This is a genomic window from Lactobacillus sp. M0403 (assembly GCF_016101265.1).
Lineage (GTDB): Bacteria > Bacillota > Bacilli > Lactobacillales > Lactobacillaceae > Lactobacillus > Lactobacillus apis.
In genome coordinates, this window is the sequence record NZ_JACFQV010000002.1 from 348692 (window position 1) to 365181 (window position 16490).

Annotated in this window: 13 protein-coding genes; 6 read left to right on the forward strand and 7 right to left on the reverse strand. The window is 35.0% G+C overall.

What is annotated here, in order from left to right; genetic code table 11:
• Positions 1-8: 8 nt before the first annotated feature.
• Positions 9-1697 carry an NFACT family protein gene (locus H3T48_RS04195; RefSeq protein ID WP_198188632.1) on the reverse strand — a complete coding sequence of 563 codons (1689 nt, stop codon included), beginning with the start codon at positions 1695-1697 and terminating at the stop codon, positions 9-11.
• A gap of 351 nt (positions 1698-2048) precedes the next feature.
• Between H3T48_RS04195 and H3T48_RS04200 the strand changes: the two genes are divergently transcribed.
• From H3T48_RS04200 to H3T48_RS04210, 3 genes are all read left to right on the forward strand, one after another.
• A complete protein-coding gene (locus H3T48_RS04200; RefSeq protein ID WP_187157911.1) occupies positions 2049-2462 on the forward strand; it encodes a MarR family winged helix-turn-helix transcriptional regulator in 414 nt (137 codons plus the stop codon).
• Positions 2463-2535: 73 nt separating this feature from the next.
• Positions 2536-3411 carry a DegV family protein gene (locus tag H3T48_RS04205; RefSeq protein WP_074425361.1) on the forward strand — a complete coding sequence of 292 codons (876 nt, stop codon included), beginning with the start codon at positions 2536-2538 and terminating at the stop codon, positions 3409-3411.
• A gap of 48 nt (positions 3412-3459) precedes the next feature.
• A complete protein-coding gene (locus H3T48_RS04210) occupies positions 3460-4095 on the forward strand; it encodes an NUDIX hydrolase N-terminal domain-containing protein (RefSeq protein WP_198188633.1) in 636 nt (211 codons plus the stop codon).
• An 18-nt stretch (positions 4096-4113) separates the two neighbouring features.
• Here H3T48_RS04210 and xerS read toward each other — a convergent pair whose 3' ends face one another.
• Positions 4114-5199, reverse strand: coding sequence for a tyrosine recombinase XerS (gene xerS / locus H3T48_RS04215; protein ID WP_109715484.1), 1086 nt, complete (start codon positions 5197-5199; stop codon positions 4114-4116).
• Positions 5200-5409: 210 nt separating this feature from the next.
• On the opposite strand from xerS, the gene H3T48_RS08900 reads away from it, so the two are divergent.
• Together H3T48_RS08900 and H3T48_RS04220 are read left to right on the forward strand one after the other, a co-directional pair.
• Positions 5410-5532 carry a hypothetical protein gene (locus tag H3T48_RS08900; RefSeq protein ID WP_255534275.1) on the forward strand — a complete coding sequence of 41 codons (123 nt, stop codon included), beginning with the start codon at positions 5410-5412 and terminating at the stop codon, positions 5530-5532.
• 1674 nt (positions 5533-7206) lie between these two features.
• Positions 7207-7566 (forward strand): helix-turn-helix domain-containing protein, encoded by a 360-nt coding sequence (locus H3T48_RS04220; RefSeq protein WP_046306868.1) that lies wholly within the window; start codon positions 7207-7209, stop codon positions 7564-7566.
• A gap of 77 nt (positions 7567-7643) precedes the next feature.
• On the opposite strand, the gene H3T48_RS04225 is transcribed toward H3T48_RS04220, so the two are convergent.
• The 4 genes from H3T48_RS04225 to parE all read right to left on the reverse strand — a co-directional run bounded on the left by H3T48_RS04225 (position 7644) and on the right by parE (position 14133).
• Positions 7644-8573, reverse strand: coding sequence for a manganese-dependent inorganic pyrophosphatase (locus H3T48_RS04225; RefSeq protein WP_198188634.1), 930 nt, complete (start codon positions 8571-8573; stop codon positions 7644-7646).
• A gap of 59 nt (positions 8574-8632) precedes the next feature.
• Positions 8633-9568: a LysR family transcriptional regulator gene (locus tag H3T48_RS04230; RefSeq protein ID WP_122035126.1), complete on the reverse strand. Its 936-nt coding sequence runs from the start codon at positions 9566-9568 to the stop codon at positions 8633-8635.
• Positions 9569-9708: 140 nt separating this feature from the next.
• Complete coding sequence (gene parC / locus H3T48_RS04235) at positions 9709-12162, reverse strand: DNA topoisomerase IV subunit A (protein ID WP_198188635.1); 2454 nt, start codon at positions 12160-12162, stop codon at positions 9709-9711.
• 12 nt (positions 12163-12174) lie between these two features.
• Positions 12175-14133: a DNA topoisomerase IV subunit B gene (gene parE / locus H3T48_RS04240; RefSeq protein ID WP_046306863.1), complete on the reverse strand. Its 1959-nt coding sequence runs from the start codon at positions 14131-14133 to the stop codon at positions 12175-12177.
• Positions 14134-14230: 97 nt separating this feature from the next.
• Between parE and plsY the strand changes: the two genes are divergently transcribed.
• Complete coding sequence (gene plsY, locus H3T48_RS04245) at positions 14231-14866, forward strand: glycerol-3-phosphate 1-O-acyltransferase PlsY (protein WP_046306861.1); 636 nt, start codon at positions 14231-14233, stop codon at positions 14864-14866.
• A 113-nt stretch (positions 14867-14979) separates the two neighbouring features.
• Here plsY and H3T48_RS04250 read toward each other — a convergent pair whose 3' ends face one another.
• Positions 14980-16350: an MFS transporter gene (locus H3T48_RS04250; RefSeq protein WP_370567527.1), complete on the reverse strand. Its 1371-nt coding sequence runs from the start codon at positions 16348-16350 to the stop codon at positions 14980-14982.
• Positions 16351-16490 lie beyond the last annotated feature (140 nt).

Genomic DNA, 16490 nt, shown 5'->3' on the forward strand with positions numbered 1-16490 from the left:
CCTCTTTTTTAGTCTATTCTTTTACTTAAAACACGTTCTTCTTCTGGGGTTACCTCAATTGAGTTTTGCCCAGTATAAATTACAAAACCTGGCTTTGCACCATTTGGCTTCTTTACACGCTTATCTTGAACATAATCAACTTGCACGTGAGCTGAGTTTTTAGCTTTTGAAAAGTAAGCCGCAATTTCAGCTGCTTCCACGATATCTTTATCAGTTGGATCGTCGTCCTGCAAAATGACATGTGAACCTGGAATATTCTTAACGTGAAACCAGATGTCAGTCTTATTTGCCTTCTTTAAAGTTAGCCAATCGTTTTGATAATTGTTTTTACCAACTAAGACTGTTTTTCCAGAAGACAATTTAAACTTGTTCAAATTTCGTTCTGATATTTTTTTCTTCCGCTTTTGTTTTTGTGGCTTTTTCAAATAGCCTTGGGCTGTTAGCTCATCTGTAATCTGGTCAATATCTTGCGGTTCAGCATTATCAATTGCAGTTTGTACCGAATCAAAATAGGCTAAATTATCCTGAGCAATTTTAATTTGTTCCTTGACGTGTTTGATTGAATCACGAAGCTTCTTATAACGTGTAAAATACTTTTGGCCATTTCGAGCAGGAGAAAGAGCAGCATCAAGCTTTATCTCAATCGGCTGATTATTTTCGTAATAGTTAGGTAATTCGATTTTCGTCATACCTGGTTTAACCTGATTTAAGTTGGCATTAAGAATTTCTCCTCGAATTCGGTAACCTTCAGAATTTTCAGCTAAATCCAATTGCTTATTTAGTTTACCAATTTTTTTGGTCAACTTTTTTTGCTCATTCTTTACTAGACGCTCTATTTGACCAGATTTTTGCTTAACCCAATCCTGGTTGGCTTGATCAAGATAAAAGTCCTCAAGAGCTTCATTAATGTCCGAATATGAGCGTTCCTTAGTTAAGTCAAGATGGTAGGGGAGGTACGAGAATATTTTTTGTTTATGCTCCGGAGTTTGTAAGATGAATGCTCCGCTTTTATCAAATTGACCGATAAAAGTTGAAAAAGATGAGTAAGAGTAATCATCTTCTAAATAACCGGTTAGTTCATTCCTATCATCACGATCAAGCCCACCAATTTGGCGAGCAAAAGCTAGCGGTTCTTGCTCTGACTTTTGCTTATTAAATTCATCTTCAGTTAACTCAAAGCCATTAACACCAGGATTCAATGGTGGTAGTTCATATTTAGCTTTGGGTAACAACATTCTAGCCCGATTTTCATCAGGGTTAATTCGTTTTAGCAAATCAATAATGTGACCATCATGTTCATTATAGAGAATAACATTACTGTGTCGTCCCATTAACTCAATCGATAAGACTAGTTTAACTTGGTCGCCAAGCTCGTTCCGATTGCTAAAATGCAAGTTTACAATTCGATCTACGCCAACTTGATCAATTCCTTGAAGCACTGATCCTTCAAGATACTTCCTTAACACCATAACAAAAGTAGGTGCCTTATCAGGATTACTTATTGATTGCTTAGTTAAATAGAAGCGTGGATACTGCGCGTTTGCAGAAATAAGTAATTGGTAGTTTTTTCGTTCTTTTCGAAAAGTTAAAACCAGATCCTGATCAAAAGGCTGGTAAATTTTTGAGAGCCTGCCACCAGTTAAAACTGGTTCAATACTCTTTAAAAGACTATGAATAAACAATCCGTCAAATGCCATAATATCACCTCAAAATACGCTTTCTATTATACCAATTATTTACAAATAAGTATCTAAAGAAAGTAGCCTCTACCTGAAAATAAGATACTAATATTACTATATTAACTAATCGATCTTACAAAATTATTTATTGCAAAAAGCAGATATACTGGTAATATAGATTTATGGTTATCGTTGCTACATAACTATAAGCTAAAAATAATATAACAGCTTTTGTAGCAATTTGATTGCTACATATGATTCATTTGTTTCACAACTTGGCATATATCATTCATGCTGATGGTCGTTTTAACAAATTGAATTAACAGGAAATTGTTTTTATTTGTTGCTTTATAAGAAAAAGGTAGTTAGATGGATATTTTATCTTTTAGTACAATTGCAGAAAGTATCAAAAAAGCTATTAGTAAAAAATGTGGCTTAAATCTTTCACAAACGCGCATTCTGCTATATTTTGGCAAGAATAATAATACTGCCCTCAAAATGGGGGACCTTGCTGACAAGCTTAAAATCTCTCTTTCCACATTGAGCAGACAGTTACAACAGAAAAAAACGCTTGAGTTAGTAATTATTACTCGCTCAGAAAATGATTCTAGTAAAACTGTTGTTCTTAATGAAAAAGGGATTGCCAAAATCAAAGAACTCAAAAGTTCTTTAAAAGAGATCGAAGCAAACTTATTTGCTGGTTTTTCTGATAAAGATATCTCAGTTTTTAACAGTATGTTTAATAAACTAGTCAAAAAAGTAGAGAAGAATTCACTCAAATAGAAAGTCGAACCACTTGTTTTTTTATGCTATAATTCATCTATGTTGTACAGATTAGAATCGAAAGGTTATTTAGATGAAAATTGCATTGGTTACTGATAGTACTAGCGTTATTACTAAAAAAGAAGCTGAAGAAAACAATATAGTTGTTGTTCCTATTCCAATTATCATAGGTGGAAAAGAGTACTTGGAAAATATCAATATCACACCTGATCAATTGTTTGAAATGCAAAGACAAGGGGCTGATTTTCCCAAGACTTCTCAACCAAGCATTGGCGATATGATTAAGCTTTTCGATGAATTACATGATGAAGGCTATGAGGCAATCATTGCGATTACTTTATCCAGTGGTATTTCTGGGTTTTATCATACTTTATGCAATATTGCGGAGAATCATCCAAAATATAATCTACATCCAATTGATACAAGAATGACTGTTCGTTTACAAGGTGATTTGGTTTTGGCCACTTCAAGAATGATTAAAAATGGGTTAGATCTCGATACCATTCTTGAACGAGTTGAAAAAATTCGTTCCACAATTGACGAAATTTTTGTTCCTAATGACTTGAATAACCTTAGTAGAGGTGGTCGTTTAAGTAATGCTGGTGCATTTATCGGCTCAATGCTTAATATCAAACCACTGTTAACTTTTAAGGACGGTAATATCGTTGCATTTGAGAAAATTCGCTCAATGAAGCGTGCTTTTTCAAGAATTAAAAAGCTGACCACTCAAAAAATTGATGAATTACCTTATAAAGATAAAATCAAGCTTTTCATTATTGACTCAAATGATAGTGAGCAGGTCAATGAAGCTAAAGAGTGGATAGAGAAAGAGTTCCCTAACCAGAATTATTCTGTCACTACCTTTAGTCCGGTAATTGCTACGCACTTAGGTGAAAAATCGTTTGCAATTGGCTGGATGATCGATATTGATAAGATTGATTTGGGCTAAGTAGAAGCAGCTTATAAGCTGCTTTTTTGTAACTTGAGGTAAATAAACATGGAAAAAAGAGGTCAATTTACTAATTGGGCAATTGAACTTCAAAGTCTTGCTCAAGACGGATTAGAATATGGTCACGACCGGTTTGACCTAGAGCGATATACCAGAATTAGAGAAATTGCTACAGAAATGATGTCTGCTAAGACTGGTTTACCAATAAAACAGGTAAAAGAACTCTTTAGTAGCGATGATGGGTATCAGACTCCAAAATTAGCAGTTCGCGCTGCAATTTTTAATGACGAGAAGATCTTGCTTGTTAAAGAAACGACTGATGAACATTGGTCAATGCCAGGGGGCTGGTGTGATCCTAATTTAACAACGACTGAAAATTGCATTAAAGAAGTTAAAGAAGAAGCTGGACGCGAAGTTAAAATTGAAAAAGTAATTGCACTAATTGATAAATCCGTTAATGTTCATAATCAAAAAAGAGTAGAGCGTGCAATTAATTGTTGCAGTGTCTTTTTCCTTTGCAAAGAACTTGGTGGTAAATTCGTTGTAAACACTGAAACGACCGAATATGATTATTTTGACGTTGATCATCTTCCACCATTATCAGTAAATCGTACTACTGCAGATGAAGTAAAAATGTGCTTAAAGGCTGCACATGATCCGCATTGGCAAGTTATTTGTGACTAACATAAAAAAGCTGGATAGTTAATCCAGCTTTTTTTCTCCTTGATTTTTAACATTAGCAATTTCATTTAAAGCATCACGTTGTTTCTTTTGGTCAACATGCGTATATAAGTCTGTTGCCGATGTGCCTTTTTGGCCCAATTGTTGCGCAACGAGCACTTGATCTTTAGTTACCCCGTAAAGTTCGGAGGCAAGCGTATGACGCAATTTATGCGGTGTTAACGGATGGCCAAACGCTGCCGAATATTTATTAACCATTTTTTCAATTGCATTAGTTGTAATTCTCTTAGTTTGACCATGCCATCTGGTAAGAAAAAAGGCATTCTGCTTTTTATCAGCAAAATAACGTTTCTTACGTATTTCTCGATAACTGTTCAAATACTTAATCGTCCACTTTGCAATTGGCACGCTGTCGCGTTGACCACCTTTACGGGTTACATCAAGTGTAGCTTTCTTTAAATTGATGTCAGCTAAGTCAATTCCTGCACACTCAGAAACTCTTATTCCAGTTCCTAAAATAAGGGCAATAATTGCCATATCGCGTTCTTTATTGATTTTAAAAGATGGCAGGGCATGCTTGTTGCACTGCTTTTCAAAATTTTTATCAATAAAGTCCAAAAACTGATATTTTAAATCACCAGTATACATGTGGGACTCCAAAATATGTGCGCGGTAGTTTAGCGTTTTTGTATTGTTAAGTGAGTCAATCTTCAACATAACATTTCTTTCGAAATAAGGCTCACCATTGTTATTATCGGCTGTGATGGTTAAAAACTTAAATAAAGAGCGCAATGCATTGATTGAGCGGTTAATTGTAGTAGGGGAGTTCAAGTTACCCTGCTGATTTTTAACATGCCCCAAGTAATTGATATAAAGCATTATGTCGTTACGCTGAAGATTAGCCAAAGTATCAGTAGTAATATGCTGGTTATCTTCAGCGTCAGATATTCCTTCTTGCCTTAACCAATCAAAAAAACGCCTGATTTCAGTCAAATATTGGTAAGAGGTTGCTAATGAGTGATTGGTACCAAAATTATACTCTTTAACAAAATCCGGCATTTTCTTCAATTCTTCTTCAATAAGGTCTAAGTACTTTTTAGTTTCCACGTAGTTCTCCTAACTATGCTTTTTTATCATTATAAAGCAAAAATGGAATGTATGTTTGTCTTTTTGCTAAAAAGAGTGATTAAAGCAACCATTTGAAGCTAATCTCGTATAATAAATTGCTTAAACTTCCTGATACGAGTACTGATTTAAATTTGAAAAAAGCTAATGTTCTTCATATCATTAAATTTAAACATAAAGTGACTGGTGCTGATGATGCTTATCATAGCAATGTTCTTGATAGGTAAAATTGTTGTTCCAGAAAAATATGATATAACAGTTGCTGACAAGATAATAAGTCAATTAATACTGTTCTTAAATAAAATGGCCATGTAGTCTTATTTTGCAGCTAGGGGAGCAGAAGAATGGGGGAGTAGTAGGTCATGTAGCAAAAGCTACCTTGCTCATAGCCTGTATTTTAAAGCACTTCCTGTCAATCTTTGCAAGATGCTCTAAAATCAATTCATATCAAGCATCATATATATAGCTGGGCGCATAAAGAATATTACTTTTAGGTCATCAAAACACTAGAGGAAGAGGGGGCATTGAAAAAGGGAGCTTTTCAACTATTTTATGAAAAGAAGTCAGGTTTGTTGCCGATTTCATATAATTTATTAGGGTTTTGGCTCATCTATTCCAACTTACCAGCAACAGTCCACAATAATCCTACTGACATTTTGCATTTTTACCGCAGAATCAGTTTGACTTGCTACGAAAAATTTAAAAAGCTGATCTTTAAACCTAAGATCAGCTTTTTAAATACGCGATAGAACTTTTGATAAAAAAGTTTAACTCGTTTTGATAACTTTAAACAAGTTAAACTCAAGTAAATTTGACTAAGCAACTAATAGTGTATGTTTATACCTATCATTAAAATTATAGTTTTAATGATAGCAACTAAAAAATAGTTAATCCACTTCATTTTTTGACCCAAATTGAATATTTGACCATATGGATCCTTTAAGAAATAAACGCCCTAATTTCTCTACAAATATAATTAACTGAATAGTGAATTTCTACAATTTTCTACTTTTGTTCAAAAATCGTTTTTCTACCTTAATTGAGTGAAAATTCTGCCGAATCAGCTAATCGATTTGATCAGTTATCGAGCAAAAATTATTTTGACGCGCTTAAAATCACTCTAACAGCACAGCAGAAGATAGTATCCGTAAACAAGTATTTTAGTCCTATTAAACTGATCTTTTTAGACAATTGAACTCAAACATTTGCTTAACAAAAAAGTTTGATGCTAGTACTAGTAATTTAAATACACGAGTAATGCTCTCACTGATAAATAATATTCTCTTCAGTTTTTTATATTTAACTTTACATAATATATATTATACGAAGTTATACATATGGAAAAATCATAAGTCCTACTTTTCAAATGAATTTTCTTTTTATTTCTTTTTTCCTACTAATCATTTTAAAAAACTAAAATGATGGCCTGTTAATGCTTAAAAAAGCTAAAACAGACAAAAATCGAATTAGTTGGTTGATTTATATTTTAGCGACAATTCCTAACCGGTATATATTAGTGAATTAGCACATTGCTTTTTTGAATGTTATTTATTTAAGTGCATCAATGATGCTACTTCATTACTATTTTTATTTTTGGTTTTGAAACTAAATAAATGGTTATAAAAAGCGCTTTCTGTATTTACTATTTATAGTTTATATATTATTATTAATTGTCCAAAAACTGGTCTTAAAGAAATTTTGAATAGCATTGACAGCACCTCTTTTGGTGGCTTAAACTATTATTTGCAAGCTTTTATCTCTTCACTTTAGGTTTATTTTTTTAGCCCTTTTTATTTGCTTTTTTTTGTTTTTGTCCTACAATACTATCTGGGGTATAGTTAAAAAACAATTTTGCTAATCTGTGGCTTTAACTACATTATTAGTTAAGTTGTTTTGTTCATTATTTTTATTGTTTTAATTTTTAATTCTATAATTGTTCTGTTATTATGGAAGATGGAATTATATTTTTGAAAGGGTTGAATTTATTCCATGAGTATAAATTTAGGAAAAGAAATATGCCGTCGTAGACGTGAACAGAAACTGACGCAGGAGGATCTCGCTGAGTTAAGCGATTTGTCAGTTAACTTCATTTCACGTCTTGAACGTACTAAGAATCAGAATATTAGTATTCAGAAACTCGACTCAATTGCTAGAGCCCTGAACACTACTACTCCAGACATCATTATGAATGCTTACCGCTTTAAAGAAGTTAAAGTCGAAAATCATCATGATAATACACCTGTATTTATCAAAAAAGTTCTTAATGAATTAAGAAAGATGTCTCCAGAAAAAGCTGAACGAGTATGTAAATCTTTTATTGTTTTAGCTAAAGAAATAAACAAAGAATAATTGTTTCAAATTAAATATCAAACAAAAAACGAGCTAGTTTTTACTTAGCTCGTTTTTTGTTTTACTAATTTAAATTTTTATTCAAAAGCTTCTGTTAATTGAGGTACTACCTGCTTCTTACGAGAAACAACACCTGGTAAGTCAATTTCAGAGTCAACAACTTTGCCAAAGGCCTTTTCAAAAGCAGCTTTAGCATTATCATTTCCCACTACAAGTGCTTTTGAATCTGAATCAAGTACATTAGTAATTAGCAACATGAATAAATCATAGTTCTCAGCTTCTGACGCATCTTTCATTGCCTTCAAGAAGCTGTCCTTGCGTTCCATTGCTTCAGGAAGATCAACAACGTTAATTTGAGCCACACGAGCTGTTTGACCGTTAAGCTCAAAGCTCTTAGCATCAAGATCAATTAACTCTTCTTCAGACTTATCAGCAATGTTTGTACCAGCCTTTAGTTCTTCTAAACCGTATGATTGGTAATCTACACCTGCTATTTCAGCCAAAGCTTCAACAGCCTTTTTATCTTTATCAGTAGTGGTTGGTGACTTTAATAGCAAAGTATCAGAAATAATTGCTGATAGCATAATTCCTGCAATATTCTTGGGAATTTCGACATCATTATATCTATATAAGTCATACATGATTGTACTTGTACAACCAACTGGTTCATCAAGATAGAATAATGGTGAAGTTGTGTTGAAGTTCATGATTCTATGGTGGTCAACAACGTGTGTAACTGTCACTTTGTCAATATCAGAAACACTTTGTTGTGGCTCATTATGATCAACCAACATTACCTTATCTACTTCATTAGCAGCAGTTTTAATTACTCTAGGTGCTTCAAAACCAAATTTCTTTAATGCAAATGCAGTTTCATCATTAGCTTCACCAAGTGCTACTGGTTCAGTATTATAGCCTAATTTATTTTGTAGGTATGAATACGCAATTGCAGTACCAATTGCATCTGTATCAGGATTTTGGTGACCAAAAATTAGCTCTTTTTCCATTAATCTTCCTCTTTTTCTTTTATATTTATCTCTTTACTTAGTAGTTTACCTAATAATAGTTATTCGTCCAAGAACTTTTTCAGTTCCGTTAAAATGCTCTTAATACGTGGCACGTCAATCTTACCCTTACGATAAATAATTGAAACAGAATATTCTGGAGTACCTTCTATATATACAGGAGTTAAATTAATTTCACTCTTATGCAGTTGATAATATGAAGAACTGACAAATGTGTCATAACTTGTTTCTTCCGCAGTCTCTACTAATTGCTCAGTTGAAGAAAAACTCAATGGAACTTTCATACCATTCTTAGCATTAATTTTGCTACCAAATTTTTCCTTCATCAACTGTGTTAAGTAAAAGTTGTCTGGATATGCCACCCACTTTTTGTCCATAAATTTTGAAGAAGGGTAAGCCTTCCCTGCTTCTAATTCGTGATCATGAGTTAATACTGTAAGCCGGTCTTCACAAATCTGCATGTACTCATATTGATTATGCAGATTAACCTGACTTTTCTTTATATTTGCAGGTACATAGAACAACCCAAAGTCTATTAAATTATTATCGAGGTTATACCACAAATCTTTGCGATTAAAGTAACAAACGTTAATTGTGATATCTGGACTTTGCTGATTGAAACGAATTAAAAATTTTCTTAATAGCTCAGAACTAACACTGTCTAAAACTCCAATTGAAATATTACCTTTATCAGCTTGAGTAAACTCCTGGATATCATTAACAACAGAATTGATTGTTCCTAAAAGCTTAATTGCTCCCGTTTGTAATTGCTTGCCGGCTTCAGTTAGATAGAGTTTCTTGCCCATTTGCCCAAATAAAGGTGTCCCAATTGCATGTTCGATCTTTTTAATTTGTTGAGTTAAGGCTGGCTGCGTAATTCCTAAAATTTGCGCCGCCTGAGTGTAATTCATGGTATCGATTAATTGCAAAAAATAATGTAACGACTTTGTTGATAGTATTGTATCTGTTTTAGGCATATAAATTAATCCTTCTATCTTAACAATAATATAACTCTATTTATATGCTATTATCGTTCAAAAACCCCTTCATGTCAAAGAGTAGTTCAAAATATACTGCCGCAAGCTCTATTAAATAACAGTGTATGTATAAATATTATTTACCGTGAACTAAGTGGGTTACCGATTCTTAAACTAACAGGTAAACCTTCACTTGTAGTATCTATCACAAATGAACCATTTGAATAGCGATCTCCAAGTGGAAATTCGTTCGTATTCACTTTAATGTGTCGCTTACTTGAAGTCGTAATCATTAAAGTATGATCTTGACCATATGAGGCAACAGCAACAACGCGGTGTGGATTATTCTTCAGCTCACGTAGAACGAGAACTCCTCTTTTGGCCCGAGATACTTTATTAATCAGATTGGCTTTAAACTGCTTAAATGCTCCTCTCTGGGTAATTAATCCTACACGCATTAGATCAAGGTAGTCAGGTTGAATTAAGACATAAGATACAACAAAGTCGTCATCTTTCAGATTAACTGATTTAACTCCAACGGCCTTTGCACCCGATTCCGGTATTTCACTAATGTCATAGCGAACTGCATAAGCATTATGAGTAAATAAAATTATTTCTTGCTTAGAATCCGGTTGAACCAAGTCAACTCGTACAACCTTACTATCATTATTTTTCATTTTAATCGCAGTAATTGCTCGCGATTTATATGTTCTGGTTGGCTGTAAGTTTGCTAATTGTAGCTGCTTAATATAGCCATCATCTGTTGCAATTAAGAAGTTAACCTTTTGATCTAGCTGCTCAAAATCAAAGACACGAATTATTTGTTCATCATTATTTAAACCTATTTCTTGTGATAGGTGCTGTCCAGTATCTTTCCATTTCGTCTCAATTAGTTCGTTAACGGGACGGAAAATCACATTACCATGATTGGTAAAGAGATATAGACAAGTAAGCGTAGACAAAGTCTTCTCAAATACGACTTCATCCCCATCAGGAAGACCATTTTCTTCATCATCACTTGACTGCCATGATCTTAATGAAGAGCGCTTTAAATAGCCGTCTTTACTAATCAATACACGAACTTGTTCATCCGCTACTAATGCCTTTTCATCAATTTTAATTTGTGCTGTTTCTGATGAAATTTCTGTTCTTCGTGGATTCCCAAATTCTTTTTTAACAGCTGACAGTTCTTTAATAATTTCCTTGTCTAAAACCTTTGAATCTGAAAGAAGTGTACGATACTGCTCAATTTTTTTATCAAGTTCTGCTTGCTCAGCTACCAAGGCATCAACATCGGTATTGGTTAAGCGATACAGTTGAAGAGAAACGATTGCTTCTGCTTGACGCTCAGTAAAATCAAATTGCTCCGAAATATTTTTCTTAGCTTCAGTCTTATTCTTAGATGCACGGATAACCTTAATTACTTGATCTAAGATATCCATCGCATGAATCAGACCTTGAATAATTTCAAGACGTGCTTCTGCTTTATTCAAGTCATACTTTGTCCGCTTAATGACAACATCTTTTTCATGCTCCAAGTATGAAGAAAGAATATGCTTCAACCCCACTTGCATTGGCGTCATATGATCAATGGCAACCATATTGAAGTTATAAGAAACTTGTAATTCGGTGTTCTTGAACAAGTAGTTTAAAATATTTTGCGCATCTGCACCCTTTTTTAGTTCAATCGCAATGGATAAACCATGACGATCAGTCTCATCACGTACTTCCGCAATACCATCAATTTCTTTGTTAAGACGGATTTCATCCATCTTTTTGACAAGTAAAGCTTTATTTACTGCGTAAGGAATCTCTGTAATGATAATTTCTTCGCGATGCCCACGGATTTCTTGAATTGTTGACTTAGCACGAACCTGAATTCGTCCACGACCAGTTTGATATGCTTCTCGCAAACCTTTTTTACCGAGAACAATTGCTCCAGTTGGAAAATCTGGGCCCTTAACAAACTTCATTAAATCGTCAAGCGTTGCATCAGGATTTTTCAAAAGATAGATAGTCGCATCAATTACTTCAGCTAAGTTATGTGGTGGAATTTCCGTAGCATAACCAGCAGAAATACCTGTTGAACCATTAACAAGTAAATTAGGATAGCGCACAGGCAAAACTGTCGGCTCATATTCAGTATCATCAAAGTTAAGCACCATATTGACAGTATCTTTGTCAATATCCTCCAAAAGCATATTGGAAATTTTGCTTAGACGAGACTCCGTATAACGCATGGCAGCAGGTCCATCGCCGTCCATTGAACCATTATTACCGTGCATTTCAATTAGCGGCTCACGCATTTTCCAATCTTGAGAAAGATGGACCAACGCGCCATAGATAGAACTGTCACCGTGAGGGTGAAAGTTACCCATGATATTACCAACCGCCTTAGCGGCTTTTTTAAACGGCTTATCATAAGTATTATTATCTTGGTACATTGCGTACAAAATTCTTCTTTGTACGGGCTTCAAGCCATCACGAATATCAGGTAAGGCTCTTTCCTGAATAATATATTTAGAATACCTTCCAAAACGTTCACCCATGACTTGCTCAAGTGGCATTTCACGAATTCGTTCTTTTGTAGCCATTAATTAACCCCTCTATTCATTTTCTTCTTCAAGAATTGAAGCATTTTCGCCTAATCTAAATTTGACGTTTTCCTCAATCCAATTTCTTCTAGCCTCTGCCTGGTCACCCATTAAAGTAGTTACTCGGCGCTCTGCTAGTGCAGCATCATCAATCTTAACGCGAATCAGCATTCTAGTCTCTGGATCCATTGTAGTGTTCCATAGTTGTTCAGCATTCATTTCACCAAGACCTTTGAAACGCTGCAAGGAATAACCACGGCCCATTTCCTTTTCATCATTTACAAGCTCTTCATCAGTCCAGGAATATTTAACTTGAGCTTTCTTCCCGCGACCTTTTTGTAAACGATATAGTGGGGGCAGTGCGATATAAATTTTACCGTGCTCTATCATCGGTCTCATGTAGCGGTAAAAGAAGGTTAATAGCAAAATTTGAATATGAGCTCCATCGTCGTCGGCATCCGTCATAATTATTACTTTGTCGTAATTAGAATCGTCAACCTTAAATTCGGCACCAACACCGGCTCCGATGGTATAGATCATAGTATTAATTTCTTCGTTTTTAAAAATATCTTGTAATTTAGCCTTTTGGGTGTTTAAAACCTTACCACGTAAAGGCAAAATTGCTTGGAAACGACGATCTCGGCCTTGCTTAGCAGAACCACCGGCTGAGTCCCCCTCCACTAGGAAAAGTTCATTTTTCTTGGGATTGCGAGATTGCGCTGGTGTTAGCTTACCAGATAGGACTTCTTTCTTACGACGTTTCTTGCCATTACGACTTTCGTTTCTAGCTTTCTTGGCTGCTTCACGTGCATCCCTTGCTCGCTGTGCCTTTTTGACCAGTTCCTGAGCTAGTTCGCCATTTTCCATCAAATAGTACGACATTTTTTCGTAAACAATCGCATCTACAACGGATCTTGCCTGAGGTGTACCTAGTTTACCTTTGGTCTGTCCTTCAAACTCTAGCTGCTCTTCAGGTATCTTGACAGACAAAACAGCACTTAAACCTTCACGATAGTCAGAGCCATCAATGTTTTTGTCTTTTTTGGTTAGTAGGCCTTGCTTTTTAGCATAGTCATTAAACGCACGAGTAAATCCGCTTCTGGCACCAACTTCATGGCTACCACCGTCAGCCGTCCGCACATTATTAACAAACGAAACCAAGTTTTCCGAATAACTATCACTGTATTGGCCACTAAATTCAACTTCAATTTCGTCTTGCTTACCATCAAAGTAAAAGACATCATTAAGGGTTTCCTTACCTTCATTTAAATAGGATACAAAGGACTCAATCCCATTATCATACTTAAAGTCATCATGATGCTGTGGTTCGCGTTCATCAGTTAAAACAAAGCGAACCCCCTTTAGTAGAAAAGCAGATTCACGAATTCGTTCTTGAATTGTTTCGTACTTATATTTAATAGTAGAAAAAATTGTTTCATCTGGCTTAAAGGTAATGCAGGTTCCTGTTTTTTCTTTAGTTTTACCTAAACGCTTTAAAGTACCTACTGGATGACCACCGTCTTTAAATTCTTCTTCATACGCAACACCATCACGAACAACCTTTACATCCATATAACTGGATAAAGCATTAACTACCGAAGAACCAACACCATGCAAACCACCTGATGTCTTGTAGTTCTGTTCAGTGAATTTTCCTCCAGCATGAAGAACCGTCAGAATAACTTCAATTGTTGGGCGACCAGATTTGTGCATCCCAGTAGGCATGCCACGTCCAAAATCGCGCACGGTGACACTGTTATCTTGATGAATTGTAACATCAATTTCTTGACCATATCCGGCCATTGCTTCGTCAACAGAATTATCGACAATTTCGTAAACTAGTTGATTCAGGCCATGAATATCAGTTGATCCAATATACATCCCTGGACGCTTACGAACAGCCTCTAAACCATGAAGAATCTGAATCGATGAATCATCGTAAGAATTTGCGTTTTTATTTGTTTTAGCCAAATAAATTCCTCCAGTTTTCAATCATTTATATATTTTAATCCTCAAGCCAAGTAATCTTTGATAAAATAGCCTTAGACTTTAAGAGAGCAGGATATAAATGATAAATCTAAAATTAATACTGGTATTTATTCTAGCATACTTAATAGGTTCCTTCCCCACTGGGGTAATTATCGGAAAAATATTTTTTGCTGAAGATATTCGTGACTATGGTTCAGGCAACATTGGTACCACAAACTCTTTTCGAGTTTTAGGTCCTTTTGCCGGGAGCTTTGTTTTAGTAGTTGACGTTCTAAAAGGAACTTTAGCTACTAACTTGCCACGTCTATTTCATATTGCTGGTCCTAAATACTTATTATTAATTTCCGGTGGCCTAGCAATTCTAGGTCACACTTTTTCAATTTTCCTAAAATTTAAGGGTGGTAAAGCAGTTGCAACAAGTGCCGGTCTCTTTTTAGGCTACAACCTAAAGTTTTTCGGCGTTTGTGCCCTAATCTTTCTTCCCCTTGTTTTCATTACTTCATATGTGAGTTTAGCCAGTCTAATTGCGGTTGTCCTAATTTTTATTAGCACTTTCTTTTTTCATGACCTTTTCCTTGAAATTATCGTTGGCTGCATTATGGTTATACTTTTTATCCGGCATCGCAGCAATATTAAGCGATTAATTAACCATCAAGAAAACATTATTCCGTTCGGATTATGGTATTGGTACAAGAAAAAACACAACAAGTTATAAACACTAAGTGAATAAATAGAGCTAGCAACTATTTGCTAGCTATTTTATTATAGTTATAAGAACAAAAGTTCGCAACGGAATATTTTGGCATCTTTTTGCAGGAAAAAGATATCCTACTTTCGCTTGACCTCAATTAAACTAACTACACAAAGTACAGCCACAATAACCGAGATTAGCAAAAGCACACCGAAACTTAATTTTAGACCGGTAAGTGCCCCATTAACAATATCCTTACTTTGAGTTTGACCCCAAGTCAAAAGTGACGCTGCCATAGCTGTTCCCATTGCACCAGAATAAGATTGGGCCGTCATAAAAATCACATTGCCGTCATTAGACTCCTCATTTTCAAGCTTTGCTAAGCTAAACGTCATAATATTACTGTAGCTCAACCCCAAGCCGACCATAAAAACTACATAACTAATCACTATGACAGAAACCGATGCCACATTAAAATTTGCAGTCACAAAGCTAAAGCAAATAATAATTACACCCAAAATTATTGGCAGACGCGGATTAGTTTTATCGTAAATAATGCCAGCTAACGCTGCAACAATAGCATCTGTAATTGCGGCGGGAAGGATAAGTAGGCTAGTATTTGCAGTTGTCTGCGCAAATGCTGTTTGCAAAACGTTGGGAAGTAAAAAAGATAGGCATAGCGAAATCAATTGCAATAAGAAAAAGGCAATTAGTAAGCCATCAAAACGCACACTTTTAAAAAGAGCTAGTTTGATTACAGCATGATCACTCTTTTGTTCGCAATAAACAAAGACTAAGCAACTAATTAGCGCAACAAGCAGTAAAACAATCTGTCTTAAGCCAAATTGCTGGTCAGTTAAATCAAGTAGCAACCATAAAGTCGACACCAAAAATACACTTAAAAAAGCTCCACCTTGGAAATCAAATGGTACTCGAACTGGTTTTTTGACCTGAACAATACTTCGTTCTCCTAATAACCAGGTAATAATGATTATTGGAATAATTAAAATAAATAAGGCTTGCCATGGTAAATAGTTCAAAATAAGACCACCATATGCAGGACCAACAGCAGGTGCAAAGGCAATAACTAGTGTTCCAATACCCATTAAAGTTCCAACCTTCTCTTTTGGCGCCTGCTCTAATATCAGGGAGAACATTAATGGTAGACCAATTCCATCTGCAATTCCTTGTAGGAGACGACCACCCAAGAGCATCGCAAAACTACTTGTAAATCCTGCCATGATTGTTCCAATCAAAAAAGAAATAACCGCAACCCTAAATAAGGCGATTGCTCGATACCTTTTACGCAAAAATGACCCAAAGGGGATGATAATCGTTGAAACAAGCATATATCCTGTAGTTAGCCATTGAACTGTTTTTGCTGAAACTGCAAATTGTTTCATTAACTGCGGGAAAGCGATGTTTAGCGCAGTTTCAATTACGATTCCCAAAAAGCTCAGCACCCCAACAGCAATAATTGCTCCTACTAGTTTCTTATTGTTTGTCATTAATTTTCCTTCCTTAGCACTAAACTTTGACTCTTCTAGAATATTATCACAATATATAGTAGTGCTAAATAGTATGTCATTTAGCAACAAGTGATTTGAATTATACAAAAAATTGCTAGTTATAACTAAAATTAGTAGGA

What these genes read in the sequence shown, in the direction of transcription:
- H3T48_RS04195 (WP_198188632.1), bottom strand. Translation starts at nt 1,697, where the DNA reads ATGGCATTTGACGGATTGTTTATTCATAGTCTTTTAAAGAGTATTGAA.
- H3T48_RS04200 (WP_187157911.1), top strand. Translation starts at nt 2,049, where the DNA reads ATGGATATTTTATCTTTTAGTACAATTGCAGAAAGTATCAAAAAAGCT.
- H3T48_RS04205 (WP_074425361.1), top strand. Translation starts at nt 2,536, where the DNA reads ATGAAAATTGCATTGGTTACTGATAGTACTAGCGTTATTACTAAAAAA.
- H3T48_RS04210 (WP_198188633.1), top strand. Translation starts at nt 3,460, where the DNA reads ATGGAAAAAAGAGGTCAATTTACTAATTGGGCAATTGAACTTCAAAGT.
- H3T48_RS08900 (WP_255534275.1), top strand. Translation starts at nt 5,410, where the DNA reads ATGATGCTTATCATAGCAATGTTCTTGATAGGTAAAATTGTTGTTCCA.
- H3T48_RS04220 (WP_046306868.1), top strand. Translation starts at nt 7,207, where the DNA reads ATGAGTATAAATTTAGGAAAAGAAATATGCCGTCGTAGACGTGAACAG.
- H3T48_RS04225 (WP_198188634.1), bottom strand. Translation starts at nt 8,573, where the DNA reads ATGGAAAAAGAGCTAATTTTTGGTCACCAAAATCCTGATACAGATGCA.
- H3T48_RS04230 (WP_122035126.1), bottom strand. Translation starts at nt 9,568, where the DNA reads ATGCCTAAAACAGATACAATACTATCAACAAAGTCGTTACATTATTTT.
- parC (WP_198188635.1), bottom strand. Translation starts at nt 12,162, where the DNA reads ATGGCTACAAAAGAACGAATTCGTGAAATGCCACTTGAGCAAGTCATG.
- plsY (WP_046306861.1), top strand. Translation starts at nt 14,231, where the DNA reads ATGATAAATCTAAAATTAATACTGGTATTTATTCTAGCATACTTAATA.
- H3T48_RS04250 (WP_370567527.1), bottom strand. Translation starts at nt 16,350, where the DNA reads ATGACAAACAATAAGAAACTAGTAGGAGCAATTATTGCTGTTGGGGTG.